General features: G+C 66.8%; 20 protein-coding genes. 7 read left to right on the forward strand and 13 right to left on the reverse strand.

The annotated features are described in order from the left end of the window. The first annotated feature begins 13 nt into the window (after positions 1-13). On the forward strand, positions 14-1,063 hold the full coding sequence (locus CXY81_RS04545) for a glycosyltransferase (RefSeq protein ID WP_233193986.1): 1,050 nt from the start codon (positions 14-16) through the stop codon (positions 1,061-1,063). On the opposite strand, the gene CXY81_RS04550 is transcribed toward CXY81_RS04545, so the two are convergent. Both CXY81_RS04550 and CXY81_RS04555 read right to left on the reverse strand, forming a co-directional pair. Continuing rightward, a complete protein-coding gene (locus CXY81_RS04550) occupies positions 1,002-2,516 on the reverse strand; it encodes a hypothetical protein (RefSeq protein WP_104194126.1) in 1,515 nt (504 codons plus the stop codon). The genes CXY81_RS04545 and CXY81_RS04550 overlap by 62 nt on opposite strands. After that, on the reverse strand, positions 2,513-2,875 hold the full coding sequence (locus CXY81_RS04555; protein ID WP_104194127.1) for an SGNH/GDSL hydrolase family protein: 363 nt from the start codon (positions 2,873-2,875) through the stop codon (positions 2,513-2,515). Before CXY81_RS04555 ends, CXY81_RS04550 begins: the two co-directional genes overlap by 4 nt. A 466-nt stretch (positions 2,876-3,341) precedes the next feature. On the opposite strand from CXY81_RS04555, the gene CXY81_RS04560 reads away from it, so the two are divergent. Further along, entirely contained in the window at positions 3,342-4,784 is a 1,443-nt protein-coding gene (locus CXY81_RS04560; RefSeq protein WP_369828341.1) for a polysaccharide biosynthesis tyrosine autokinase, read from the forward strand. Positions 4,785-4,871: 87 nt separating this feature from the next. Here CXY81_RS04560 and CXY81_RS04565 read toward each other — a convergent pair whose 3' ends face one another. The 10 genes from CXY81_RS04565 to CXY81_RS04610 all read right to left on the reverse strand — a co-directional run bounded on the left by CXY81_RS04565 (position 4,872) and on the right by CXY81_RS04610 (position 17,966). Further along, a complete protein-coding gene (locus tag CXY81_RS04565) occupies positions 4,872-6,908 on the reverse strand; it encodes an endo-1,3-alpha-glucanase family glycosylhydrolase (RefSeq protein WP_104194129.1) in 2,037 nt (678 codons plus the stop codon). Positions 6,909-7,144: 236 nt separating this feature from the next. Then, on the reverse strand, positions 7,145-8,101 hold the full coding sequence (gene pip, locus CXY81_RS04570; RefSeq protein WP_104102525.1) for a prolyl aminopeptidase: 957 nt from the start codon (positions 8,099-8,101) through the stop codon (positions 7,145-7,147). Positions 8,102-8,111: 10 nt separating this feature from the next. Continuing rightward, positions 8,112-8,783: a response regulator transcription factor gene (locus CXY81_RS04575; protein WP_104194130.1), complete on the reverse strand. Its 672-nt coding sequence runs from the start codon at positions 8,781-8,783 to the stop codon at positions 8,112-8,114. Continuing rightward, on the reverse strand, positions 8,780-10,057 hold the full coding sequence (locus CXY81_RS04580; RefSeq protein WP_233193987.1) for a sensor histidine kinase: 1,278 nt from the start codon (positions 10,055-10,057) through the stop codon (positions 8,780-8,782). The genes CXY81_RS04575 and CXY81_RS04580 overlap by 4 nt, the downstream gene beginning before the upstream one ends. A gap of 10 nt (positions 10,058-10,067) precedes the next feature. Further along, entirely contained in the window at positions 10,068-10,949 is an 882-nt protein-coding gene (locus CXY81_RS04585) for an ABC transporter permease (RefSeq protein WP_104194131.1), read from the reverse strand. Next, on the reverse strand, positions 10,946-11,878 hold the full coding sequence (locus tag CXY81_RS04590) for an ABC transporter ATP-binding protein (protein ID WP_104194132.1): 933 nt from the start codon (positions 11,876-11,878) through the stop codon (positions 10,946-10,948). The genes CXY81_RS04585 and CXY81_RS04590 overlap by 4 nt, the downstream gene beginning before the upstream one ends. Before the next feature lie 200 nt (positions 11,879-12,078). Then, complete coding sequence (locus CXY81_RS04595; protein WP_104194148.1) at positions 12,079-14,256, reverse strand: acyl-CoA dehydrogenase; 2,178 nt, start codon at positions 14,254-14,256, stop codon at positions 12,079-12,081. A gap of 267 nt (positions 14,257-14,523) precedes the next feature. Further along, positions 14,524-15,168 (reverse strand): trans-aconitate 2-methyltransferase, encoded by a 645-nt coding sequence (locus tag CXY81_RS04600; RefSeq protein WP_104194133.1) that lies wholly within the window; start codon positions 15,166-15,168, stop codon positions 14,524-14,526. 62 nt (positions 15,169-15,230) lie between these two features. Further along, the gene (gene recQ / locus CXY81_RS04605) at positions 15,231-17,258 is read right to left on the reverse strand and encodes a DNA helicase RecQ (protein ID WP_233193988.1); all 2,028 of its coding nucleotides are present in this window, start codon (positions 17,256-17,258) and stop codon (positions 15,231-15,233) included. A 39-nt stretch (positions 17,259-17,297) separates the two neighbouring features. Then, positions 17,298-17,966: a copper resistance CopC family protein gene (locus CXY81_RS04610; RefSeq protein WP_104194134.1), complete on the reverse strand. Its 669-nt coding sequence runs from the start codon at positions 17,964-17,966 to the stop codon at positions 17,298-17,300. A gap of 70 nt (positions 17,967-18,036) precedes the next feature. Here CXY81_RS04610 and CXY81_RS04615 point away from each other — a divergent pair, with 70 nt between their 5' ends. The 5 genes from CXY81_RS04615 to CXY81_RS04635 all read left to right on the forward strand — a co-directional run bounded on the left by CXY81_RS04615 (position 18,037) and on the right by CXY81_RS04635 (position 23,817). After that, positions 18,037-18,957 (forward strand): EamA family transporter, encoded by a 921-nt coding sequence (locus tag CXY81_RS04615; RefSeq protein WP_104170544.1) that lies wholly within the window; start codon positions 18,037-18,039, stop codon positions 18,955-18,957. A gap of 175 nt (positions 18,958-19,132) precedes the next feature. Beyond that, entirely contained in the window at positions 19,133-20,317 is a 1,185-nt protein-coding gene (locus CXY81_RS04620; protein WP_104194135.1) for an ABC transporter substrate-binding protein, read from the forward strand. Positions 20,318-20,319: 2 nt separating this feature from the next. After that, on the forward strand, positions 20,320-21,192 hold the full coding sequence (locus CXY81_RS04625; protein WP_158252000.1) for a branched-chain amino acid ABC transporter permease: 873 nt from the start codon (positions 20,320-20,322) through the stop codon (positions 21,190-21,192). A gap of 4 nt (positions 21,193-21,196) precedes the next feature. Beyond that, entirely contained in the window at positions 21,197-23,113 is a 1,917-nt protein-coding gene (locus CXY81_RS04630; RefSeq protein WP_104194137.1) for an ATP-binding cassette domain-containing protein, read from the forward strand. Beyond that, positions 23,110-23,817 carry an ABC transporter ATP-binding protein gene (locus CXY81_RS04635; RefSeq protein ID WP_104170547.1) on the forward strand — a complete coding sequence of 236 codons (708 nt, stop codon included), beginning with the start codon at positions 23,110-23,112 and terminating at the stop codon, positions 23,815-23,817. The genes CXY81_RS04630 and CXY81_RS04635 overlap by 4 nt, the downstream gene beginning before the upstream one ends. Before the next feature lie 281 nt (positions 23,818-24,098). Here CXY81_RS04635 and CXY81_RS04640 read toward each other — a convergent pair whose 3' ends face one another. Beyond that, positions 24,099-24,872, reverse strand: a complete 774-nt coding sequence (locus CXY81_RS04640; protein ID WP_104194138.1) for an enoyl-CoA hydratase/isomerase family protein — start codon at positions 24,870-24,872, stop codon at positions 24,099-24,101. Between the last annotated feature and the right edge of the window lie 22 nt (positions 24,873-24,894).

Raw genomic sequence — 24,894 nt, forward strand, 5'->3', positions numbered from 1 at the left:
GTACGGAGGTCCCGTGCGCGTCGCGTTGAACCAGGCCAAAGCCCTCCGTGAAGCAGGCCACGATGTAGTGGTAGCCGGCGGCGCCCGCGGTTTCGGCGAGGCGGCCCCCCATGAATTCGACGGGGTGCCGCTCCGTCTGTTCCCCGCCCGAACGATCATCCCGGGTATTGGTTTCGCCGGCCTGTGCGCACCCGGCCTGCAGCACTGGCTCAAACAGGCCGCACGCTCGTTCGACGTCGTGCACATTCATGCCGCTCGTGACCTCGTCACCCTCCCTGCGGCGCGCTGGTTACGCAAGGCCGGCATACCGTACGTGATGCAGACTCACGGCATGATCGACCCTTCGGACAGTCCATTGGCGATTCCACTGGACGCGTTCGTCACCCGGCCGGCTCTGAGGGGGGCGCAGGTGGTGTTCTACCTCACCGACCAGGAACGGAATGATCTCAGAGCCGTTGCCGGCACGGGGCTCAATCTGAAGCATCTCGCCAATGGCGTACCAGCGCCGGCGAGCAGGAGCGGTCCCAATGCGGGCACGGAAGTTCTCTACCTGGCTCGACTCGCCCGCCGGAAGCGCCCGCAACTTTTCGTGGAAATGGCGCTCGCACTCGCTGATGAATTCCCGCAGGTGTCGTTCACCCTGGTCGGTCCCGATGAGGGAGAGGGGCCAGCGGTACAACGCCTCATCGACGCGGCCGATCGTAGAGGCGTACTTTCTTGGGAGGGGCCACTAGCCCCGGGTGCAACCAACGAACGGTTGGCGCGGGCCGCCGTCTACGTTCTGCCTTCAGTCGATGAACCGTATCCGATGTCAGTTCTCGAAGCCATGTCACTCGGCGTGCCGGTGGTCATCACAGATAGCTGCGGACTCGCTCCGGCGGTCAATGAGATCGGATGCGGAATTGTCGTGGACGACTCTCTCGAGGCTCTCATCGGCGCCGTTGCAACGGTTCTACGCGACGACGTTCTGACTCACAGCATGGGCCGCGCCGGCGCGCTGGCTAGCCGGAACCGGTTCGGGATGCAGGCGATTGCTGAAGCTCTGGCCAGTTCGTACCGCTGAGAGAGTCGCTTCCGGGGGGCCTGCCCGGCTGTCGGACGAAAAGCAGACACGCCAGCGCGACCGCCACCGCTCCCGTCGCCTGAAGCAGTGAACCGCGCAAGAGAATTGTCATATAGACCGGGAAGATTGCCCCGACAATGGCCCAGTAGCCCGAGGCATTGAATGCGGGGAGAAGTCGACTGTCCATGACACGCAAGGAGTAGCCCACCAGGAGAAAACCCACGATGAGGATGCCGATGCCTCCATTGACCAGGAATTCCGCCCAGAGCGGGGCAGAGAGGTTCTGAAAACTGTAGCCGCGATATTGAGCGAGCAAAATCCCCGTGTCCACAGGCTTATCCGGCCAGACGCCTCGGGGCACCCAGAAGAGAACACTGCCGAGCGCCTGTCGCCCCGGTTCAATCAGACCGTCAAGACCGTACGAGAATGCATTGGCGACTTGCCAGAATGCGTCATAGTCAGGGTTCCCCTCGTACTCCCCGAAGAAACCGTTGCGCACCAAGTTGACTTCCGGTCGCCGGAAGGCATCCGCCAGGGGGAACAGAAAGATCAATCCGACGAGTGCCGCAGTCAGGGTCGTTCGAACACGCGCGACGGTGAGTAGGGCTCCTGCGTATACGGCGAGGGCGAAGAGAACAGTGCCCAGGCTGTAGCGCGCACTGCTGACCGGATTCACCACCGTGAGAAGGACTGCAATCCCGACTGCGATCAGGCCGCTATAGGCCATCGACAGCGGCCCCGTCGTCCTCCGCCTCAGTTGCACGAGTGCACCGATGCCTACCAACAACGGATAGATGGCAACTGCGTACATGATCGAGCGCACGGCGGGGTCCGTCCACGCCGCTGAACGCGCGGCAAAGGCTTGATCCCTGCTACCGAATAGCGATCCCACACCGACCTTGGAGATGAAATACAAGCTGAATATGAAGCCCGCGCCGACGAGGACCAGAGTCGGCCAGGTTCGCACCCGGGTTACCGCCCGAACGGGGGCACTCCCCTGGTCTCGAATCCCGGTCGTCAGCTTGCTGCGCTCATGCCCGTAGGCAACCAATCGCCCGATTTCATAGCAGGCGACGCCGAGACAGACCAAGGCCGCCGTGGGGAGCTCGAGTGACTCGTCGATCCCTTGAGTCGTCCGCGAGATGAGACCACTTCGGATCTGGACGGTTGGAGCGATCCCCATGAAAACGTAGACGAACATCCAGAAGAAGAAGTCGAACAGCATCGGACGGCCGACAACGATGATGAGGGCGAGTCGTAGGCCCGCCCACACCACGAGGATCAAGGACAGAATCCACGCCTGTCCTCTGCCGACGTCGGGCACCTGCACCATGAGCGACAGCGGCACGACAGCGGCGAGGATTGCACCGAGAACGGTAACCCCGAGGACGGTGCGAAAAGTCGTTGCTGACCCCGACGTACTGCCGACTGCGCCGTGTCCGGGTTCCTTCACGAAAGCGCAGTTTTCACACGGGCTGCGATTGCGGCATGTCCTGCTTCGTTCACACTGATACCGTCACTTGCGACCATCGATGGATCGAGAACATTCGGTTCGAGCAGACTAACGTACGCGGCGCCGACGCGTGCCACGGCGGAGCGAACCTCTCTGTCGAATTCGACTGCCCGAGTATCGTCCATTCCGATGAGCGCCGCCGGGCCTACGACGACCAGAGTCGCATCGGGCAGTCCGACGCGCAGGGCGGCAAGTGCGGCGTTGATGGTTGCCACTGCTTCAGGCAGATCCACATTCGTGCCGGCCCGCTCCGCCGCCACCACGACGACGGAGGGATTCAGGCCGACGGTCTTGGCCACCAATTCCTGGTAGCTCGGACACGGCGAGGGCCCACAGGTTCCGGGTGTGACTCCAAAAGCGATGTCACCTCCTTTTGTCGCGAGATTGATCTCTTGCCAGCCCTTTTCTGCAGCGAGCCCAGTGGACCAGCGGGTGGCCTGGCCGCTGACTCCGGCTCCCGAGGTGGATGCCCCACCAAGGAAAACGGCCGTGGGCGCACGTGGGACGGAGGTGATGGTGGGATAAGGGTCTTTCGGCACTGCTACATCCTCCGCGCCGACCGGCCGCAGCGCGAGGAGTGCGAGCCCGATGGCACCCACGGCAAGCACCGCGACGACGGGGAATTTCCACCACCGAGGCGGCATGAGAGGTCGGGCAATCATGTGCTCATAGTGTCACGCATATGCCACCCGTACGCGGGTCGCTGTGACGAAGAGGTTCTTGATAGAGTCTCAGCATTGGCTGATCGACCCAGTGCAGCTCAAAATGGGGAAGGGCGAACGCGTGGATCAACGTGGATTCTGGAACCTATTACGATCCCGGTGGGTTGCGCTCGTCGTGTACACCATTCTTGGCGTCGTCGCCGCCTCGGGCTACGTGCTAACCACCGAGCCTGAGTACTCCGCGGAAGCAGAATTATTCGTTTCGGCAATCGGTAGCGATAACACCAGTGACCTCGCGCAGGGCAGCAACTATTCACAACAGCAGGCCCGCAATTACAGCATCATGGCGACCCGCCAGATCGTCTTGGACCCTGTGATAACCGCGCTTGGATTGAAAACCACTGTCGGCGAACTCGGTGATCGGGTATCTGCTTCGGTGCCACTGAACACGTCTCTCATTTCGATCGCGGTCACGGATACCTCGCCGGACCGCGCCGCCGCCACTGCCGACGCGGTGGCGACAAGTCTGGTCAATACTGTGATCCGTCTGGTCCCGAAAAGAAGCGACGGCACCACACCGCTACGCCTCGAGTCCGTGCAGAGTGCGACGATACCCACCTCGCCTTCCGCCCCCAGTCCGTCGATCGCACTGGTATCCGGGTTGTTGGGCGGGTTCGTTGCCGGGCTCGGCTTCATCCTCCTGCGGGAGCTGACGAGCGCAAAATTGAGGACCGCGGAGCAGCTCAGGCAACTCGGTCTGACGCTGCTCGGGACGATTGTGTACGATCGCGGGAGTGTCAACAACCCCCTGGTACTGCAGCGGGGCTTCAGCCCGATCCGGGCCGAGGAATTCAAGCAGGTCAGAACCAACCTGCATTTTCTCCAGGCAGATGAGCGCCACAAGGTGTTCGTCGTCTCCTCGTCAATTCCGGGCGAAGGAAAATCCGTCACGGCGGCCAACCTCGCCATCACACTCGCGGCTTCCGGCAGCCTAGTGTGTCTCGTCGAAGCAGACCTGCGGAGACCGTCCCTGGCCAATTATTTTGACCTCGAGGGCTCGGTCGGCCTCACGACAATTCTCGCCCACGACGCCAGCGTGGATGACGTCCTCCAATCCTGGGGGCCGGACCGGCTCCAGATCCTGTTGTCAGGGCAAGTTCCCCCGAATCCGAGCGAACTGCTTTCCTCCACACATGCACAACAGGTTTTCGCTTCGCTGCGTGACCGGTTCGACGTCGTTGTCATCGACTGCCCGCCGCTCCTGCCAGTGACTGACGCAGCAATCCTCGGAAGGTATTTCGGCGGAGCAGTTCTCGTCGTCGGGTCGGGGAAGGTCGAAATGCGAGAACTCCGGAAAGCCGTCGAGAGCCTCAAAGCGGCAGGGACGCCGGTGCTCGGCGCGATACTAAACCTTGCACCCGCTCGGCTTCTCGGCCGAAATCGGGCCAGGTATTACATGTCGAACGCGGCGGCGGAGCAGAAGCCGTCACGACATGAACAGCTCGTTCGCAGCCATGAAGAAGAAAACGCATTCCGCAAACGGTGACGGTACCACCACATCAACTCGAAACCGAAAGGTGCCGCCGACTCTCAAGCAGTTCGGCAGCTCCCATCCATGCTGTGGCGATCTTGGTCAATTGGTCCTGCTGCCCGCGGCGTAATACTGCAGGTCCTGTACAACAGGATGATCAACAACTGTGTAGGGAGATGTGACCGCGGCTATCTCGCCCCCGTTCCGGTCCGCACTCGCACTGATCGTGCCCAGCGCCAGAGGGAACGTCCTGCTTGATTCTCCCGCCGGCGCTTCGAACGAAGTCTTCTTTCCTCCAATTGAGACGGTGACCGTCGCCGGCGCCGTTAGGAATGTGAGCACTCCGACGGTGTCCCGAGGCTTCATGGCAGTTCCGCTCAACGTGGGCGACATGAGCTGCTGAGGCGTGGTCGGCTGCGCAGCATAGGGCTGAATTCGGTGCGTCAAGTAGATCGAGTCTTCGACGACAGCCGGCGGTGAGCCCGTCTTGAACTGGCTCAAGTAGTACGCGTTGATATCCAGGAAGGCCTCGCCGTGCGCTGCCGAAGGAGCGAACGACGTCCCCTCGGAATAGTCATTCCACGTCACCAGTTGCGCGAATTCAGAACCGTTCGACAGCGCACGATTCCATGATGCCTTCAGGGTTTCCGTATTGCCGGCTTCGTCGTAAAGGTAGCTCCGGGGCCGGACGTCTTGGACGGCAACGGGAGACATCCATTTCACGCCGAGTGCATGTGCCTTCGCTGCGTAGTCCTGACCGTTCTCGATGGTCACCGGCGTCCGGGTTCCCCAGTTGCTCAGCGCATAACTGATCGGTGCGAAACTCTTCAGGTTCTCGTCACTGGCATTCAGGAATACCGCGATGAATGCCGTCTTGATTCCATACTGTGAAGCCAACGTCGACTTCAACTGTCCCCACCAGGCCGCGTTCTGACGCTCCGCGGCGAAGGAGGAGAGAACAAATTCGCCTGTGCTCAGGCGGTAGGTGGCCGGGGACTCGTAGAGTTCGGCGAGCTTTGCTGCGATGGTCGAGATGCCTGCCTTCCCGGCGCTGGCCGTCATGTCCAGGTTCGGGACAATGGTGAAATTTCTGCCGGACTGCTCCGCGCCCTGCACCAAATCAAGCGTTCGCTCCCAGTTGAGGCCGGACAAACTCATGATGTCGACGGTGAAGCCATCGATACCGGCGTCTGCCGCGTCTGTGACTTCCTCCTTCATATCGATGAGTTTCCAATCCCCCGAACGCGGAGCGCGCCCCTCAGGGCGGTCGCGCAGCAATCCACCGTAATTGGCGTGAATGCCCCCCTCACCCTGCGCGGTGAGGTAGTTGATTGCGTAGTAGTCCGATGAGGGTTCCTTGTTCTCGATGGAGATGGGGTACGGCGGAAAGTAGTGTGCAAAGACCTTTTTGCTGCTGGCATTCGGCCCGGGCACCGCGAATGACAGGTTGTCGGATCCGGTGGCCGACTCTGGCGCAGATGTCGAAGCCGCGAGGACGAGCCTCAGCGTAGGGAGCGCCTCCCCCTTACCTGCGAACGAGGTGCTGACGAACTTTTGAGCGTAGCGCAACTCAAACGAAGTCGACCCGGACAGCGCAGTGCCATTCAGACCCGAGAGCGGAACAGAAATTGTCTTTCCGGTCAGCGCCCGAACCGATGCACCACTCAGTTCCGTGTCATTGTGCGCGGGACGGTTTGACTCAGTCAGAGACGATGCGCTCCAGGCCGAAGAGACCGGGTAGACCTGCACTCCGGGCGCAGTAGAGGTGGTGCTCGCGACTTTCAAGTCCAAAGTTGCCGAAAGGATGCTTCTTCCCGTGTATTGTGACGTGTCGAATTTCAGGAAGGTCTTATCAGCCACCGACGTGGCGCTGACGTACAGCGAGGTGCTGTGGGGCGAGTTGGGCTCGCGGATGGAGGTCCAGGTGGCCTCTGCCGCTTTCACTGCGATCGGGGCACCGGCGACGGCCTGGGCAGGGGTCAGCGCCGACACGGGCATCGGAACTAATGCCGATAATGCCAGCACCGTCGCCGCAAGGGCGGCCGTGCGTTTCCATAGCTTGGCGAGACGTGGCTTGTTATTGATGTGTCGGTTCAGGGATTTGTCGAGGGGTTTTTGGTGTGCATAAGAAGCAGACATACAACATCTCAAGATTGTGCGCGATCAAGGGCGCGAGTGATGTGACCCCCCGAAAAGGGGTTACCTGAGCAATATTCGTATGCTACCGAAATGTGTAGCGCGATACCAAACAGAGCGAGAATGTCTTAGGTCTGGATGGGCCGCCGGCAAGAATCGTTTCGTTGGGAGCGAGCACATCTTCTGGACCGCCATCCGACCGTTCGGTGCATGCTGTTGCCGGGGTTCCCGCGCCGGCCTCAGGCCGCGAAGCGGTCCGTCGCCTCGATGATCGCGTCCAGGTTGCCCGGCTCGTCGAAGGAGTGACCGGCATCCGGGATCAGCCTGAAATCGGCCTCCGGCCAGTTCTGGTGCAGCTCCCAGGCGGTGAACGCGGGGGTGCACATGTCATAGCGGCCCTGCACGATGACGCCGGGAATGTCTTTCAGCCGGTCCGCGTCGCGGATCAGCTGGTTCGGCTCGAACCAGCCCGAGTTGGTGAAGTAGTGGTTCTCGATCCGGGCGAAGGCCACCGCGAACGCCGGCTCGGTGAAACGCGCGATCGTGTCGGGTTGCTGCAGCAGCGTGATGGTCGAGGACTCCCAGGTGGACCAGGCCACGCCGGCCCGCTCGCGCACGTACTGGTCGGGGTCGTGCAGCAGGCGCTTGTAGGCCTTGATCAGGTGGCCGCGCTCCTCCACCGGAACCGGGGCGATGAAGCTCTCCCAGAGGTCCGGGTAGATCGCCGACGCGCCGCCCTCGTAGAACCAGTCGAGTTCCATCGGGCGCAGCGTGAAAATGCCCCGCAACACGAGTTCGGTGACCCGGTCCGGGTGTGTCTCGGCGTACGCGAGGCTGAGGGTGCTGCCCCAGGACCCGCCGCAGACCAGCCAACGCTCGATCCCGAGGTGCTCGCGCAGTTTCTCGAGGTCGGACACGAGGTGCCAGGTGGTGTTGGTGGTGAGGTCGGCGTCCGCCGCGCTCGCGTGCGGCGTGCTCTGACCGCAGCCACGCTGGTCGAAAAGGATGATGCGGTACTTCTTCGGGTCGAAGACGCGGCGTTGCTTCGGGCTCGATCCGCCGCCCGGCCCTCCGTGCAGGTAGACGGCCGGCTTGCCGTCGGGGTTGCCGGATGCCTCCCAGTAGATGGTCTGCCCGTCACCGACCTCGAGGAGTCCGGTTTCGTAGGGTTCGATCTCGGGGTAGAAGGTGCGCATACCCCCGAGCCTATTCGAGCCGGTGGGCCAGAATGACGACCTGGATGCGGTCGCGCAACTCCAGTTTGGCCAGGATGCGTCCGACGTGGCTCTTGACGGTGGACTCCGACAGGAAGAAACGTTCGGCGAGCTCCGGGTTCGACAGCCCCTCCGCGATCGCGAAGAAGACCTCTCGCTCCCGCTCGGTGAGCAGGTCGAGTCGGCCGGCGTCGGCATCCGCTTCGGTACCGTCGGTCTCCCGATCTGCCCCCGGAAGCTTCGCTCCAAACAGGTCCAGCATGCGCCGGGTCACCCGCGCCGAAACGGAGGCGTCGCCCGAGGCCACGGCCCGGATGGCCGCGGTGAGTTCAGCGGGCTGGGCGTCTTTCAGCAGGAACCCGCGCGCGCCCGCGCGGAGGCCACCGAAGGCGTACTCGTCGAGGTCGAAAGTGGTGAGAATGATGATCCGGCTGTCGGGGCACGCGGCGGTGATCCGCCGTGTGGCCTCGATGCCGTCGATTCCGGGCATCCGCACATCCATCAGGATGACGTCGGGATGCAGGTCGGCGGCGAGTGCGATCGCCGCGGCGCCGTCGCCGGCCTCGGCCACCACGGTAAAATCGTCCTCGGCCTCGAGCACCATCCGGAAGCCCGTGCGCAGCAGCGCCTGGTCGTCGACGAGCAAAATCCGGATCGGCGTCATGCCCGTTCCCCCGTCTCGTCGATCGTCATCGTCGCGCGCACCTGCCAGCCGCCGCCGGGACGGCACCCGGCCACGAGGGTGCCGTCGTAGAGCGCGACGCGCTCACGCAGCCCGATGATGCCCCGCCCGGCAGCCGACGACGGCAATGTGGCCGACGCGTTCCGGCCGTCGTCGGCGATGACCACCTCGAGCCGCCCCGGCACCCGGGTCAATCGCACGGTCACCGCGGTCGGATGCGCCGAATACCGCAGCGCGTTGGTCAGCGATTCCTGCACGATCCGGTAGACCGTCAACTGCAGACCCTGGCTCCCGGGAATGCGCCCGGTGAGTTCCAGCCGGGCGGGCAGTCCGGCGGCGCGGAACGATTCGACCAGGTCGACGAGCTGGTCGGCGCCGGGTTGGGGCCGGAGGGGGACATCCGTCCCCTCGGGGTCGCCCTGCTCCTGAGGACCCTCACTCAGCACGCCGAGCAGCCGGCGCATCTCGGACATCGAGCCGCGGCCGGTCCGGGCCACCTCGCGCAGCGCAGCGCGCGAACGTTCCGGGTCTTTGACGAGCAGCGCGTCGGCGCCGTCGGCGAGCGCGACCATGACCGAGAGGCTGTGCGCGATGATGTCGTGCATTTCCCGGGCGATGCGCCCGCGTTCGGTGATGCGGGCGAGCTGGGCCTGCTGGTCGCGCTCTCGGGCCAGCTGTGCGGCCAGTTCGACCAGCGCGGCCACATAACGCTTGCGATCGCCGACCGTGACGCCGATCAGGGTGGCCGCGAGCATGAGGACCGCGGATTGGGAGGCGACCGCAAGCCAGGATGCGTAGCTGCTCGCGCCCAGAAAAGCACCCAGGGCGCCGATGCCGATCGCCACGGCGAGGCCGAACCAGGCGCTTCGCACGCCACGGTAGACCGCGGCGGTGTAGAGCGCGATCAGCACGGGCAGGGTGTCGCCCTGGCCGGGGAAAGCGACGACCAGTCCTGCGCAGGTCACCCCGAGCACGAGAAGCGGGGCATGCCGCCGGACCAGCAGTGCGGCCGTGATGACCATCACCACCGCGGCGGTGATGATGGCCTGCGGCGGCAGTCCGGGTCCGGCCTGCCGTGTCAGGTCGATCAGGAAGACGACGGCCATCGGCACGAAATAGGCGCTCGCGACCAGCGCATCGCTGAGCCACGGATGCCGCGCCCAGAACCGCCCGGCCACCCCCGGCGGTGTCGGCAGACGCAGTTCGCCCTCGGTCGGCACAAGCGGCCGACCGAGGGCGAGGAGTGATTCGGTCATTCAGAGGACTCTACGCGTCCCTCCGCTTCAACACCACAGCGGCACCGACCAAGCTGACCGCGAGCCAGCCGAGCACCACCAGCAGGTTGACCCACCATTCGATCGGCACCGGGCTGAACGACATCAACCCGAACATGTTGATGCCCGCGTTCGACACCAGATACGGCAGCACCGCGGCGGCCCACGGGGCAGCGATCACCTGGAACACCATCGGGAGCAACAGCACGATACCGAGCACGACCGCGATGCCGCCGGCCCCGCTGCGCACGATGGTGCCGATGCCGAGGGCGAAGACCGCGATCAGGGCCAGGTAGAGCGCACCGCCGAGCACCGGCAGGAACACGGCTGGATCCGCGATGCTGACGCCCAAGCCCTGCCGGGAAAGCACCAGCGACGCCACCAGATAGGAACCGAGGTTGGCGGCCAGACCAATCACGAAGGTCGTGACGAACAGCACGGCGGCCCTCGCCGCGAGGGCGGGCAGCCGGCGCGGCACCGCTGTCAACGTGGACCGAATCATGCCGGTGGAGTATTCGCCGCTGATGGTCAGCGCGCCGAGGACGGCCACGATGAGTTGGCCGAAGAACACCCCGAATGTCGCGGTCTGGGCGATAAAAGTCGCCTGGTCGGCCGCGGGGATCATCGAGGCGTCCGCACCCTGCAGGTCGAGCGTCGAGGACATGACCGCCGCGAGGGCGAGCGAGACCAATACGAGCAGGGCGTACGACCAGGCGGTCGAGCGCACGCTGCGCAGCTTGATCCACTCCGACCGCAGCAAGCCCGCCGCGCTCAGGCCGTGCACAGCGGATGCGGCGCCGGGCACGGTGCCGTCCGCGGCCGGGGAGGAGGAAGCAGCGGGCGCGGGCGTCTTGGTCGCGGTTGTCTCGGTCATCGTCCTGCCTCCTGCAGTTGCGCGGAGCCGCTGGCGCGGTACTCCACCTCGTCTTGGGTCAGGGCCAGGTAAGCCTCTTCCAGTGACGCGCTCACGCCGGTCAGCTCGTGCAGCACGATGCCCGCGGCGGCGGCCTGTTCGCCGATGTCACCGGCCGAAATACCGGTTACCTCGAGCAGGTCCGGCTCTCCGGTGGTGACGGTGACGTCGGGCTGGGCGAGCAGGGCCGCGAGCTGGGCGGACTGAGGGGTGCGCACGCGCACCCGGTGCGTGCCGGCCATGCCGATAATCTCGGAGACCGGGGCATTCACGATCACCTTTCCCCGGCCCAGCATGATCAGGTGGTCGGCCGTGAGAGCCATTTCGCTCATCATGTGCGAGGACAGCAGCACGGTGCGGCCCTCCGCGGCGAGGTGCCGCATCAGCTGGCGCACCCACTGCACACCCTCGGGGTCGAGCCCGTTGACGGGCTCGTCGAGAATCAGCACCGCAGGGTCGCCGAGCAGCGCCGCTGCGATGCCGAGGCGCTGGCCCATGCCGAGGGAGAAGCCGCCGACGCGCGTGCGGGCGACGGCTCCAATCCCGGTGAGCTCGATCACCTCGTCGACCCGGGCGGGCGGGATGCCGTGGGTGGCCGCCAGGGCCAGCAGGTGGTTGCGGGCCGAGCGGCCGGTGTGCACGGCCCTCGCGTCGAGCAGCACGCCCACCTCGCACAGCGGCGCCCGGTGCTCGCTGTAATGCTTGCCGTTGACCGTGACCGAGCCGGCGGTCGGCCGGTCCAGTCCGACGATCATGCGCATGATGGTGCTCTTGCCGGCGCCGTTCGGACCCAGCAGGCCGGTCACCTTGCCGGGCTGCACGGTGAAGTCGATCGCGTCGACCGCGGTCTTGCCGCCGTGCCGTTTGGTCAGGGACTGTGCCTGAATCATCCGTCTCCTCGTTGTACATCGGTGGGGCCGGTCTCACCGTGTGAAATCGGCCCGTCATCGACGCTACGGGGGACGGATGCTGCACGCATCGGCCCAGCGGACGCTTGTGCGCCCGCCGGCCTCGTACCTGGGTACGACACGAGGGTGCCCGTTCCGGTAGAGAGCGGCCGGCGGAACGGGCACTCTCCACCGGATCGGGGCTACCTCTTGGCGGGAGCCTTCTCGGCGCGGGGAGCGGTGCCGTTGGAACGCTGGGTTTGGTAGTAGTCCCTGGCCTCGTTCTGGCGCTCCTGCTCGGCACCGCTGGCGATTGCCGACCGGAGGTGGTCCTGGCTGTAACCGAAGGCGTCGACCAGGTCGACGGCGTGGGGGCGGAGCCGGGCGATGATGCGGTCGATGTAGGCCGTGACCGACTGTGCCCGCTTGGCCGACAGGCGCCCGTGGATCAGGTACCAGGCCAGGTGCTTCTCCACCAGCCCGAGGCCGAACAGGTCGCGCAGCCAGGTCAGGACCTGCTTCGTGCCGGCGTCTTCGGCGGTCTCGACCGCCCGGGTGAACGCCTCCCACTGCAGCAGCTCGCCGTGCGAACGGGCCGCCTCGATCAGCTGGTCCTGGTTGGCGTTGAAGAGGGCCGCGGCATCCTTCGGTGCCAGCTTGCCGGCCGAGCGGAGCTTGCCCGCGATCTCGGCGATCATGGTTTCGACCCGGTCGGTGAGCAGCTCCCGCTGCACCGCGGTGTCGCGGAGGTGGCCCACGGAGCGAGCGGTGGAGCCGAAGTCGGAGACCGCCTGGCCCAGGGTGCGGAGCCCGCTACCGTGGTAGGCGCGGCCGGCAGCTTGCTGCACGACGTAGCGGGCGAGCACGCCCGGGCCGGCTGAGGCGAACTTGCGGCTGTAGTCGGTGAGCAGACGCTTCGCGACGAGCTGCAGGAGCACGTTGTTGTCGCCCTCGAAGGTGGCGAAGACGTCCAGGTCGGCGCGCAGGCCGACCAGCCGGTTCTCGGCCAGGAATCCGGCGCCGCCGCAGGCTTCGCGGGCCTCCTGCAGGGTGTCGAGAGCGTGCCAGGTCGAGAGCGGCTTGAGGGCGGCGGCGAGGGTTTCGAGGTCTTGCCGGTCGGCATCCGTGTCGGCCTGGCCGCTGAAGACCTGATCGAACTTGACCAGGAACTCGTCGTGGGCGAACGTGTGCGCGTAGGTCGTGGCCAGGCGCGGCAGCAGACGGCGCTGGTGGCGCTGGTAGTCGAGGATGACCTCCTCGTCGGTGTCGCTACCGGCGTTGAACTGGCGGCGCTGGCTGCCGTAGGTGATGGCGATCGTGAGGGCCATCGCCGAAGCCTGGGTGGCGGCGCCGTCGAGCGAGACGCGGCCCTGCACGAGGGTGCCGAGCATGGTGAAAAAGCGGCGGCCGGGGCTGGAGATCGGGCTGGTGTAGGTCCCGTCCTCGGCGACGTCGCCATAGCGATTGAGCAGGTTTTCGCGGGGGATGCGCACCCCGTCGAAGTGGAGCCGCCCGTTGTCGATGCCGTTGAGGCCGCCCTTGAGGCCGTCGTCCTCGCCACCGATGCCGGGGAGGAAATCCCCGGACTCGTCGCGGATCGGCACCCAGAATGCGTGCACTCCATGGTTGACGCCCGCGGTGATCAGCTGGGCGAAGAGAACGGCGGCGATGCCGTCTTTCGCGGCGTTTCCGAGGTAGTCCTTCCACGCCGCGCGGAACGGGGTGTCGATAACGAATTCCTGCGTGGCAGGGTCGTAGGTCGAAGTCGTGCCGATGGCCGCGACATCCGAGCCGTGTCCGGTCTCGGTCATCGCGAAGACGCCCGGGACCTGCATGGTCATGATGCCCGGCAGGTAGGCGTCGTGGTGCTTCTTGGTGCCGAGGTGCAGCACGGCCGCGCCGAACAGACCCCACTGCACGCCCGCCTTGATCTGCAGGCTGGGGTCGGCGGTGACGAGTTCCTCGAACCCGGCGATGTTTCCGCCGTGGTCGTCGGCGCCGCCCAGGTGCGTCGGGAACGCGCGGTGCACGTGCCCGTTCTCGGCCAGGATCAGGAGCTGGCCCAGCACGCGTTCGCGGTGCTCGGCCATGGATTGACCCTCGATGCGCTGCAGTTCGGGCTTGGCCGTGAGCTCGCGCGCCCGCAGGCGCACGTCGGCCCAGGTGCCGAGCAGCTGCCGGTGCAGCGACTCGATGTTGACCGTGGGGGCACCGGCCTGGCCGGCGATCATGACGGGGCCGGTGTCGACGCCGGGCGCCACGAGGGGCGTGACGGCGACGGTCGTGGCCAGGGTCGCGTCCGTCTTCTTGTCCGTCTTGGCGCGGGTCTTCTCCGTCTTGGCGGGGGTAGTGCTGTTGGAGCGCTGAGCAGTGTCAACCATCATTGGTCCTTCGTCTTCGCGCGAACTCGAAATTTTCTTACACGCTAGGCGGCTCTCACGAAGCGGGGAAATAGTGCGTGACGGGCCTACAACGAAGGAGGCTCCGCCCGGCATTCGTCTTGTAGGTTTCCACAGCGGTAAAGGGTCTGACGGCACCGTTACCCACAAACGGGGCACCACCTCTGCCGGAGCGACGGCCCGGCCGCTCCTAACGAATTCGACGGAGATTTTGCCCTAGAAGCCCTAAAACAAGCCCCAAACGTGGCTTTAGCTCAAAATCTCCGTCGAATTCGTCGGGGCACAGGTCGTCGGGGTGCGGGCGGTGACGTGGAAGAGGTGCCAGTAGCGAGGGCCGAATGCGGACTGACCGGGGCGGTCGTCTTCGACGAGGCCGACGACGTGCAGACCGGCCAGGAGCGCCTCGACCTGGCCGCGATCATGGAAGTTCATGTCTGCGCGGCCGGCCCATTCATCGTGGGGGCCGAAGAATTCTCCGGCGAACCAGGCGCCGGGCTTCAGCGCCGCGCGGATGCCCGCCCACAGGTCGGGGAACACCGCGGGGTCGCAGAAGGGCAGGGAAAACCCCGCATAGACGAGGTCTGCGGCGGGCAACTCGGGGAGATCCTCGAAGCGGGACCGGTGAAAGACCAGGCGGGACTGCTCCGCGGCGCGAAGGCCCGTCCGGACCCTGGCCTCGGAGCCCGGGTCGGCGTCGAACGCGTGTACGGTCCAGCCGGCGGCGAGCAGGTGCCGGGTCTCGGTGCCCGCACCGCAGCCCAAGTCGATCGCAGTGCCGGGTGGGGCGGGTGGCGCGTCGGCGCGGAGGTCGAGGGCACGGAGGTCGAGGGCACGGAGCAGCACCGCACGCGGTGGGCGACCGGCCTGAGCGTTGAAGTACTCGGTCCAGTCCATGACTCAGTTCTACCCGGTCCTGCGGGATGCCGCGGGTTGGGTCCGGGACGGGACGGGAGGCGTCAGGTTCCGGCGGACACGACCTCGAGGAGGGCGGCGCCGTAGGCGTCGAGCTTCTTGGCACCGACGCCGGAGATGCCGTCGAGGTCGGCCAGGGTGGCCGGCTTCGTCGCGGCGATCGCCAGCAGGGTTGCGTCGCCGAAGATGATGTAGGCCGGCACGCCCTGCTCTTTGGACTGGGCGGAGCGCCAGACCCGCAGCGCCGCGAACAGGGTCTCCTGCTCGGGGCTGAGATCGGCCGCGGCCGCCTTCGCGGCGCTCTTGCGGGCCCCGGCCGCGGGGCGGGCGGCCCGTTCGGGCTCGGTGCGGAGCTCCACTGTCCGGCGGCCAGCGAGGACCTCCGCGGCGGCATCCGTCAGCACCAGGGTGCCGTATTCGCCGGAGGTGGCCAGGAAACCCTGGGCGAGGAGCTGCCGCACGACGCCGCGCCACTGCTGGTCGCTGAGGTCGGCACCGATGCCCCAGGTGGCCAGCTGGTCGTGGCTGTGCTGAGTGGTGCGCGGGGTCACCTTGCCGCGCAGAATGTCGATGAGCTGCCCGGCGCCGAAGCGCTGATTGCGCTCGCGCAGCAGGCGCACCACGGTGGAGAGCAGTTTCTGGGCGGGGACGGTGCCGTCCCAGCCGACGGGGGGTTCGAGGCAGGTGTCGCAGTTGCCGCACGGCTCGCTGGACTGGCCGAAGTAGCGCAGCAGGTTGACCCGGCGGCAGCTGACGGTCTCGCAGAGCGCGAGCATGGCGTCGAGGTGGGCGGAGAGCTTGCGCCGGTGGCCGAGGTCGCCGGGCGACTCGTCGATCATGCGGCGCTGCTGCACGACGTCTTGCAGGCCATAGGTGAGCCAGCCGGTGGAGGGCAGGCCGTCGCGGCCCGCGCGGCCAGTCTCCTGGTAGTAGCCCTCGACGGACTTGGGCAGGTCGATGTGGGCGACGAAACGCACATCCGGTTTGTCGATGCCCATGCCGAACGCGATCGTGGCGACGATGATGACGCCCTCCTCACGGAGGAACCGGGACTGGGTGCGGGCGCGCAACCCCTGGTCGAGGCCCGCGTGGTAGGGCAGCGCGTTGAGCCCGTTCTGGCGCAGAAATTCGGCGGTCGCCTCGACGGTCTTGCGACTGAGGGCATAGACGATGCCGGCATCCGTGGGGTGCTCGGCCTTGATGAAGGCCAGAAGCTGCTTGCGCGGCTCTGCCTTGCCGACGATGCGGTATTGGATGTTGGGCCGGTCGAAGCTGGCGACGAAGTGCCGGGCATCGCCCATCTGTAGCCGGGTGGTGATCTCTTTATGGGTGGCGTCGGTGGCCGTGGCGGTGAGAGCGATGCGGGGAACGTCGGGCCAGCGGTCGGCCAGGTCGGACAGGGCCAGGTAGTCGGGCCGGAAGTCGTGCCCCCACTGCGACACGCAGTGGGCCTCGTCGATGGCGAAGAGGGCGATGGTGCCGCGGTCGAGGAAACGCTTGGTGGCCTCGGAGGAGAGTCGCTCGGGGGCGACGTAGAGCAGGTCGAGGTTGCCGGCGAGGTAGTCGCGCTCGACCGTGCCCCGAGCGGCGGAGTCCTGGCTGGAGTTGAGGAACGCGGCGCGCACGCCCACGGCGGTGAGCGCGTCGACCTGGTCTTGCATGAGGGCGATCAGCGGCGAGATGACGATGCCGGTGCCCTCCCGCACGAGCGAGGGGATCTGATAGCACAGGCTCTTACCGCCACCGGTGGGCATCAGCACGACGGCGTCGTTGCCGTTGATGACCTGGTCGATGATGGCGGCCTGCTCGCCGCGGAAGGAGTCGTAGCCGAAGACCGTGCGCAGGGCCTCGCCGGCCGTCGCGAACTTCGCGGTGGCGCGGCGGGGCGGGGTTGCGGGTACGCGAAGGGCGGATGCGCCGGCACCAGCGCGGCCTGCCGGGCCCGCCAGGTCCGGGGCAGGTTCCCACTCCCTGGCTCCGCCGGCATAGCCGTCGGGCGGTGGCGGGGCGTCGAATTCGTCGGGTGGTTCGAACTCGTCAGGATTCCACGGTATTTCGGCGTTCCAACTCACCCGGCAACTCTACCTGCGCCCTCCGATGGTGCGGGTCGGCTACGCGGGCTGGTCGGGCTGCTCGGGCTGATTCGGTGGGCGCGGCGCGCGTCGGCGGATGGCGAGGAGGGATCCAGCCACGGCGAGGAGGACGGCACCGAGGGCGGCGGCGATCCAGACGGCGACGAGGGGGGCTTCGGCGAGGGCGACGGCGCTTGTGTCGGTGGAATCCGGGGAAGCCGCATCCGCGGCGGCGTCCGCGGTCTCGGCGCAGACCGGCTTGGCCGGGGATCCTTCAGCCAATGCCTGGTCGGCGGCCGGTTGCCAGGTGAAGGTGAAGTCGCCGGACACCGGATGCCCGTCGGTCGAGACCACCTGCCAGGTCACCGTGTACTCGCCCGGCTGGCCCAGCTGGGCCTTGGTCTCGACGGTCGGGCCGAGCAGGCTGATACAGCCGTCACCGTAGTAGAGAGGCGTGGCCGCACGCGCGGGCCCGCTGATGAGCATCCCGCTGCCCGCTCCCCCGCCGCCGAGGTCAAGCAGGGCGTCGTTCGTTGTCACGGTGAACAGCGAAGGCTGTTCAGTCACGACGGCCCCCGCGGCCGGGGAGGACCCGCCCACGGAGTTGTGGGCCGACGCCGGGGCGGCGGACCACCCCAGCACCGCGGCCACCACGGCGGCGCCCAGCGCGAGCGCTGCCCACTGCCGCGCCCTGTTCCCTCGTTTCACAGCGACCTGTCTCCCCGCCTCACACAGTTGTGGGTTTTAGGATACCGGCCACTCGCTAAGCTCGTTTTCTATGCTTACCGCGGTCCTCGGCCTCACCGGCGCACTCATCTTCGGGAGTGCCGACTTCCTTGGCGGGCTCGCCGCCAAGCGCATGAGTTCCCTGCTCGTGACGGCCGTCGCCGCGGCATCCGGGCTCGTGGCCCTGCTGCTCGCCCTACCGTTTGTGGTGGGGGTCTGGTCGCCGTCGGCCGTGCTGTGGGGCGGATTGTCCGGAGTCAGCGGCGCAATCGCGATCTCGCTGCTCTATGCCTGCCTCGCGATCGGGCCGATGAGCATCCTCTCTCCGCTCACGGCCGTGGTGTCGGCGGTCGTGCCGATGACGGTGGGGCTGGCCGGCAGCGACCGCCTCGCCCCGATCGGCTACTGGGCGCTCGGCCTGGCGCTCGTGGCGGTGGTGCTCGTGGGTTTCGTGCCCGAGCGCGGCGCCGTGCGGCCGAGCCTGCTCGGCGTGCTGATGGCCCTCGGCTCCGGCACGATGATCGGCGCCTTCATGGTGATGATCGACCTGACCCCGGCGGACAGCGGGCTCGTGCCGCTGGTGATGAACCGCGCGGTGAATGCGGCGATCATGTTCTCCGTGGTCGGGCTGCTCGCCCTGGTCGCGTTGCGGCGGCGACGTTCACTGGTGACGACCGCGCCGATGACGGGCTCGTTCAGACCGGTGACGGATGCCGCGCCGCAGCCCCGCTCGACGCTCACCATCGGGCTGCGGCTGGCCGTGGCCTGCGGCGTGATCGACGTCGTGGCCAATGTGTTGCTGCTGCTCGGCATGCGCGCCGGGGACCTCAGCGTGATGAGCGTACTCACGGCAATGTACCCGGCCGGCACGATCCTGCTCGCCGCCGTGGTGCTCCGGGAACGGATCGCGCCGGTGCAGTGGTTGGGCCTCGCGCTCGCCCTCGGCGCGGCCGGGATGCTCACGCTGGCCTGACGGACCGGGCGCCGACTGGCATCCTTTCACCGCCGACACCGTCACCCACTCGTTACGAACGACTGCCTCGGGACCCTTGCCGCGCGCGGCGATGCCACGGTACTGTCAGGCCCACACCTGAATTAGTGAACGACTGGTCGGTCACTAATTATCTGTTCCTCTGAAGGAGATTCCAATGAAGAAGTCTCGTCTGCGTTTCATCGCGCCGATTGCCGTTATCACAGCCCTTGCGCTGGCCGGATGCAGCACCTCGAACCTGGGGGGAACGGCCAAGGAAGACCCTGCAGCGGAGGCCGGCCCGATCAAGATCGGCGCGGTTCTCGACGTCACCGGCGTCGGCGCCAGCCTCGGCGTGCCGGAGCAGAACACGCTCACAATGCTGGCCAAGCAGCTCAACGACGACGGCGGCATCGACGGCCGCGACGTCGAGCTCACCATCATCGACAACCAGTCGACCGAGGACGGCGCGGCCAAGGCCACGAGCAAGCTGATCGAGAGCGACAAGGTCGACATCATCATCGGTGCCTCACGCACCGGGCCCAGCCTGGCCATGCGCCCCATCGCGGAAGCCGCGAAGATCCCGATGATCTCCGTCGCGGCCAACGTGGCCATCGTCGAGGGCTCGAAGTGGGTCTTCAAGACCGCACAGAACGACGTGGTCGTGCTCGAGCGCATCCTCGACGACGCCGAGGCGAAGGGATACACCAAGCTGGCCCTCGTGCGCGACGCAAGCGGTTTCGGCGAAGGGGTCGCGGAGTACATCACAGACCTCGGCGCCGAGCGCGGCATCACCCTGGTCATGACGGAGGCCTTCGAGCCGAGCGCGACCGACTTCACCCCGCAGATGACCAACGTGCGCGGCTCGGACTCCGACGCCGTCATCATCTGGGGCATCAACCCCTCGGCCGGCCTGGCCCAGAAGGCCTATGTGCAGCTCAGCGTGAACAAGCCGGTCTACCACTCGCACGGCATCTCGAACCAGGCATTCTTCGACGCCGCCGGTGACGCCGCCAACGGCGTCATCGCCCCGATGGGCCGCCTGCTCGTCGCCGACCAGCTGGCGGCCGACAACACCCAGCGCGAGGTCATCGAGCAGTTCCAGGCGGACTACAACGCGGCCTACGGCGAGCAGCCGTCCGGTTTCGCGGGCCACGCGTTCGATGCCTGGCACATCGCCGTCAACGCGATCGAGGCCGCCGGCACCGACGCGGATGCCCTGCGCGACGAACTCGAGAGCGCCCAGTGGACCGGGATCTCCGGAGTCTTCCAGATGACCGCGAAGAACCACTCCGGCCTCGACGCCACCGCCCTCATCCTGGCTGAGGCCGAGGATGGTCGCTGGAACCTCCTCAAGGACTAATCGTGCTCACTGATTTCCTGCAGTTGACGGTGGCAGGGCTTTCACAGGGCTCTGTGTACGCCCTGCTCGCCGTCGGCCTGATCGCCGTCTACACGGTTCGCCACGTCATCAACATCGCCCAGGGCGAGTTCGCGATGCTGGCCGGACTGGGGAGTGCCTGGCTCGCCGCGGCCGGGATGCCGCTCCTTCTCGCGATCCTGTTCGCCATCCTCTCGGTGACCCTGGTGGCCATTGCGATGGAACGACTGATCATCGCGCGGGTGAAGAAGCTGACCCCGCTCACGTCCATCATCCTGACCCTCGGCGTCTCGACTCTGCTGCAGGCGATCATGCTGCTGGCCTGGGGGCCCGAGGCCAAGGGGGTGCCCCTGTTCCCGGGGACCAACATTCTGATCGGCGGGGTGAGCATCCGTTCTCAGGAATTCTGGATGATCGGCGCCCTCGTCGTGGTCGGCGGCGGAATCGTGCTCTTCTACGAGAAGTCGCGCTGGGGCAAGGCCCTGCGGGCGTGTGCGGAGCAGCCCGTTGCGGCGCGCATCGTGGGGATCTCACCGGTCACCGCGTCAGTGCTGGCTTTCGCGATTGCGGGTTTCGTCGGGGGTGTCGCCGGCGTGGTGGCTTCCCCGATCTACCTCTCGCTCTGGTCGGGCGGCGTACTGCTCGGCCTCAAGGGCTTCGTCGCCGCCGTCCTCGGCGGCTTCGTCTCCTTTCGTGCCGCGATCGTCGGGGCTCTCCTGCTCGGCGTGATCGAGGCCTACGTGGCCGGGTACGTCTCGTCCGGCCTGAGGGACGGCGCCGCCTTCCTCATCCTCATCCTTGTGCTCGTCGTCCGTCCCCAGGGCCTCGTTCTCAAGCCCACAGCGGTCAGGGTGTAGCGAAATGACACATGCAACCACACCTAGCCTCGCCGGGACGCGCTCCCTCCGCACGCGTTTCTGGGCGAACAACAAGAGCACGCTGATCGGCTGCGGCGTGCTCGTCGCGCTGATGATCGTGGTCCCCTTCACGGCAAGTTCCTCGGTTATGAACATCGTCGTGTTCGCCATGATCTTCGCCCTGCCGGCCATCGGGCTCAACCTGCTGATGGGTCTGGCCGGGCAGGTCAGCCTCGGGCAGGCCGCGTTCTTCGCGATCGGCGCGTACACCCACGCGATCCTGCTGACGAAGCTCGATCTGCCCGGCCCGGTGGCGGCCACCGTCGGTGTTCTCGCCGCGATGCTGGTCGCCCTGCTCGTGGGCCTTCCGCTGATGCGCCTGCGCGGCCACTACCTCGCGCTGGCGACGCTGGGGCTCGGCTTCATCGTGATGATCGGCGTGCGCGAATGGGATGTCACCGGACGAACCACGGGCATCTACGGCATCTCGCGACCCACGGTGCTCGGGATCCCGATCGACAACAGCGGCTTCTTCCTCTGGTTCGTGACGCCGTTCGTGGTGATCGGGCTCATCCTGGCCCTCAACCTCACCCACAGCCGCGCCGGTCGCGCCCTCTCGGCCGTCAACGACTCCGAACTCGCCGCCGAGAGCCTCGGCGTCAACACCTATGCGCTGCGGCTGGAAGTCTTCGTGCTCTCCGCCGGCTTCGCGGGCCTCGGCGGAGTGTTCTACGCCTACCAGGTCGCGATCGTGAGCCCCGCCACCGCCGAATTCCACCTGTCGGTCTCGATCCTGCTGATGGTCGTCATCGGGGGCCTGGGATCGGTCTGGGGCGCCGTCGCGGGTGCCTTCCTTGTGCAATTCCTCGGCGAGGGCATGCGCGACGTCATCCCGGCCGTCTTCCCCGGCGCCACCGGAGAGGTGCAGTTGCTCGGTTACGGTATCGTCCTGATCCTGGTGATCCTGCTCCTGCCCGGCGGCCTCCACCAGGCGGCGACCACGCTGTGGCAGAAGTTGCCGTTCACCGGGAAGCGCCCACCCGGCGACGCGCATGCGCACGTCCCGGAGGATGACACGACGATTCCGCAGCTCCCGGCGGTCAGCACCCCGGTCGCGGCCGGTGAGCCGATCCTCGTCCTCGAGGGACTGAGCAAACGATATGGCGGCGTCGTCGCCGTCAACGATGTGAACCTCACCGTGCCGGCCGGCAGCATCCTGGGTCTGATCGGCCCCAACGGTGCCGGCAAGACGACCTGCTTCAACATGATCTCCGGAGCACTGACCCCAAGCGAGGGCACCGTCACGTTCCTCGGCCAGGTAATCTCCGGCCGCAAACCGCACGTCGCCGCCGCGCACGGGCTGACCCGCACGTTCCAGAACCTGCAGGTCTTCACCTCGACGGATGTCGTCGGCAACGTGTACATGGGCAGGTACCGCAAGGGAAGCGCGGGCGTCCTCCGCGGAATGCTGGGGCTGCAGTCGGGTGAGCAGAGCGCCCACCGCGCCGCGTCCTACGAGATCCTGCAGTCGATGAAACTCTCGGATGCCGCGGACGACTCGGCCTCGGATCTGTCGTTCGGCAAGCAGCGAATCATGGAGGTCTGCCGGGCTCTGGCCGCCGAGCCGGCCCTGCTCCTCCTCGACGAGCCGATGGCCGGCCTATCCGGCGCTGAGCGCGAGGTGATGGCCGAGCTGCTGCGGCGGCTGCGGACCGCCGGGCTCACGATCGTGCTCGTCGAGCACGATGTGGCGCAGGTCATGTCCCTCGCCGACCATGTCGCGGTGCTCGACGACGGTGTGCTCATCGCCTACGGCGACCCGGTTTCCGTGCGCAATGACCCCGCCGTGGTCGTTGCCTACCTGGGCACGGACCTCGACGAGGCCGAAGCGGAACTGAACGAATTGGAGGAGCACGCATGACGCTGATCGTTTCCGGACTGGACGCCGGCTATGGCAAGCTCGCGGTGCTGCACGAGGTCAGCTTCGAGGTGGCGCGTGGGGAGATCGTGGCTGTGGTGGGCTCGAACGGGGCCGGAAAGACGACCCTGCTGCGAGCCGTCAGCGGCCTCATCCGGCCCACCGGGGGCAGCGTGAGCCTCGAGGGTCGCACGATCACCGGGAAGCCCACGGAGAAGATGGCCGGATTCGGCCTGACCCATGTGCCCGAGAACCGGCTGTGCTTCCCGACCCTCTCGGTGCGTGACAACCTCATGCTGGGTGCCTGGACGAAGAAGGGCCACGGCGACGTCGACTCGATCCTCAAGCTGTTCCCCCGGCTGCGCACCCGGATGGGTCAGGCCGCCGGAACCCTCTCGGGTGGCGAGCAGCAGATGGTGGCGATCGGGCGCGGCCTGATGGCGAACCCGACGGCGATCATGCTGGACGAGCCGTCCATCGGCCTCGCGCCGAAGGTGGTCGCGGAGATCATGGACGTGCTCTCCCGGCTCTGCGTCGAGAAGCAGCTCGCGGTTCTCCTCGTGGAACAGAATGTGCGCGCCTCGTTCAAGATCGCGCACCGGGCAGTGGTCATGCACCGCGGACGGGTGGCCCTCACGGGAACCCCGGCCGAGCTCGTGGAACTCCCCGAGGTGCACAACGCCTACCTGGGTGGCGCAGCCGCGTAGCGGCATCCGTCGCACGCTCCAGGAGCGGTACGCGGGTGCTGCGCCGCAAAGCGCGTGGCGTGCCAGCCGCGCAGCGGCGTAGAACCCGCGCCGCGGACCTGGTCGGCAGATGCTGCGGATGTGGTCGCTGCGGGCGACCGCGGCGACCGGCCCTAACGAATTCGACGGAGATTTTGCCCGAAACGGCCCCAGAACCTTCGGGAACCGCCTTTTTCCCAGAATCTCCGTCGAATTGGTTCGACGCGGGCGGCAGGGACGGGCCAGGACAGGGACGCGACGGGTCAGTCGCGGCCGGTGAATGCGGGCTTGCGCTTCTGCTGGAAGGCGGCGAAGCCCTCCCGGTAGTCAGCGGTGTCGCAGAGGGCCGCCTGCGCCCGGTTCTCGGCGGCGACGCTCTGCCAGAGGCCGAGCCGGTCGTCCCGGAGGGCGCGCACGAGCTCCTTGCTGGCGAGGAACGCCTGAGTCGCCCCTTGTGCGGCCCGTTGGGCGGCCGTCGACGTGGCATCCGTCACCTCGTCGGCCGGGAATGCCTGGCTGAACAGGCCGGCAGCCACGGCCTCCGCGCCCGACATGAGCCGGCCGGAGTAGATCAGGTCGAGAGTGCGGTGCGCGCCGAGCCGGTCGACGAACAGGGCATGGCCGCCGGAGTCGAGCGTGGCACCGAGGTTCGCGAACGGGGACCCGATCTTCGCGGTGTCGGCGACGTAGACGACATCCGTGGCGATCAGCAGGCCGAGGCCAACCCCGAGGCAGGCCCCGGTCGCGGCGGCGAAGGTGGGCGCCGGGAAGGCGCTCATCCGCTGCAACAACGGCGTGACGAGTCCCCCCAGGAAACCCATCACATCGTCGTCGCGCGGGTCGATGCCCGAGATGTCACGGCCCGCGCAGAATGCGCGGCCCTCGCCGCGCAGCGCGAGGGCGCGCACGCCGGCCGCCTCCGCGGTCTCGTATGCGGCCGCGAGCTCGGCCAGGCCGGCCTCGTCGAGCGCGTTCAGCTTGTCGGGGGCGTTCAGGACGACGTAGGCCACGTCGTCCCGGATGGACAGCTCGATCACGGGAACCGCTTTCTGCGCTTGC

The sequence above is a fragment of the Cryobacterium sp. M25 genome, assembly GCF_002929635.1.
Lineage (GTDB): Bacteria > Actinomycetota > Actinomycetes > Actinomycetales > Microbacteriaceae > Cryobacterium > Cryobacterium sandaracinum.

Coding starts and splice junctions, on each gene's coding strand:
- CXY81_RS04630 (WP_104194137.1), top strand. CDS start 21,197: ATGACACATGCAACCACACCTAGCCTCGCCGGGACGCGCTCCCTCCGC.
- CXY81_RS04590 (WP_104194132.1), bottom strand. CDS start 11,878: ATGATTCAGGCACAGTCCCTGACCAAACGGCACGGCGGCAAGACCGCG.
- CXY81_RS04600 (WP_104194133.1), bottom strand. CDS start 15,168: ATGGACTGGACCGAGTACTTCAACGCTCAGGCCGGTCGCCCACCGCGT.
- pip (WP_104102525.1), bottom strand. CDS start 8,101: ATGCGCACCTTCTACCCCGAGATCGAACCCTACGAAACCGGACTCCTC.
- CXY81_RS04595 (WP_104194148.1), bottom strand. CDS start 14,256: ATGGTTGACACTGCTCAGCGCTCCAACAGCACTACCCCCGCCAAGACG.
- CXY81_RS04635 (WP_104170547.1), top strand. CDS start 23,110: ATGACGCTGATCGTTTCCGGACTGGACGCCGGCTATGGCAAGCTCGCG.
- CXY81_RS04585 (WP_104194131.1), bottom strand. CDS start 10,949: ATGACCGAGACAACCGCGACCAAGACGCCCGCGCCCGCTGCTTCCTCC.
- CXY81_RS04620 (WP_104194135.1), top strand. CDS start 19,133: ATGAAGAAGTCTCGTCTGCGTTTCATCGCGCCGATTGCCGTTATCACA.
- CXY81_RS04565 (WP_104194129.1), bottom strand. CDS start 6,908: ATGTCTGCTTCTTATGCACACCAAAAACCCCTCGACAAATCCCTGAAC.
- CXY81_RS04560 (WP_369828341.1), top strand. CDS start 3,342: ATGGGGAAGGGCGAACGCGTGGATCAACGTGGATTCTGGAACCTATTA.
- CXY81_RS04615 (WP_104170544.1), top strand. CDS start 18,037: ATGCTTACCGCGGTCCTCGGCCTCACCGGCGCACTCATCTTCGGGAGT.
- CXY81_RS04575 (WP_104194130.1), bottom strand. CDS start 8,783: ATGACGCCGATCCGGATTTTGCTCGTCGACGACCAGGCGCTGCTGCGC.
- CXY81_RS04580 (WP_233193987.1), bottom strand. CDS start 10,057: ATGACCGAATCACTCCTCGCCCTCGGTCGGCCGCTTGTGCCGACCGAG.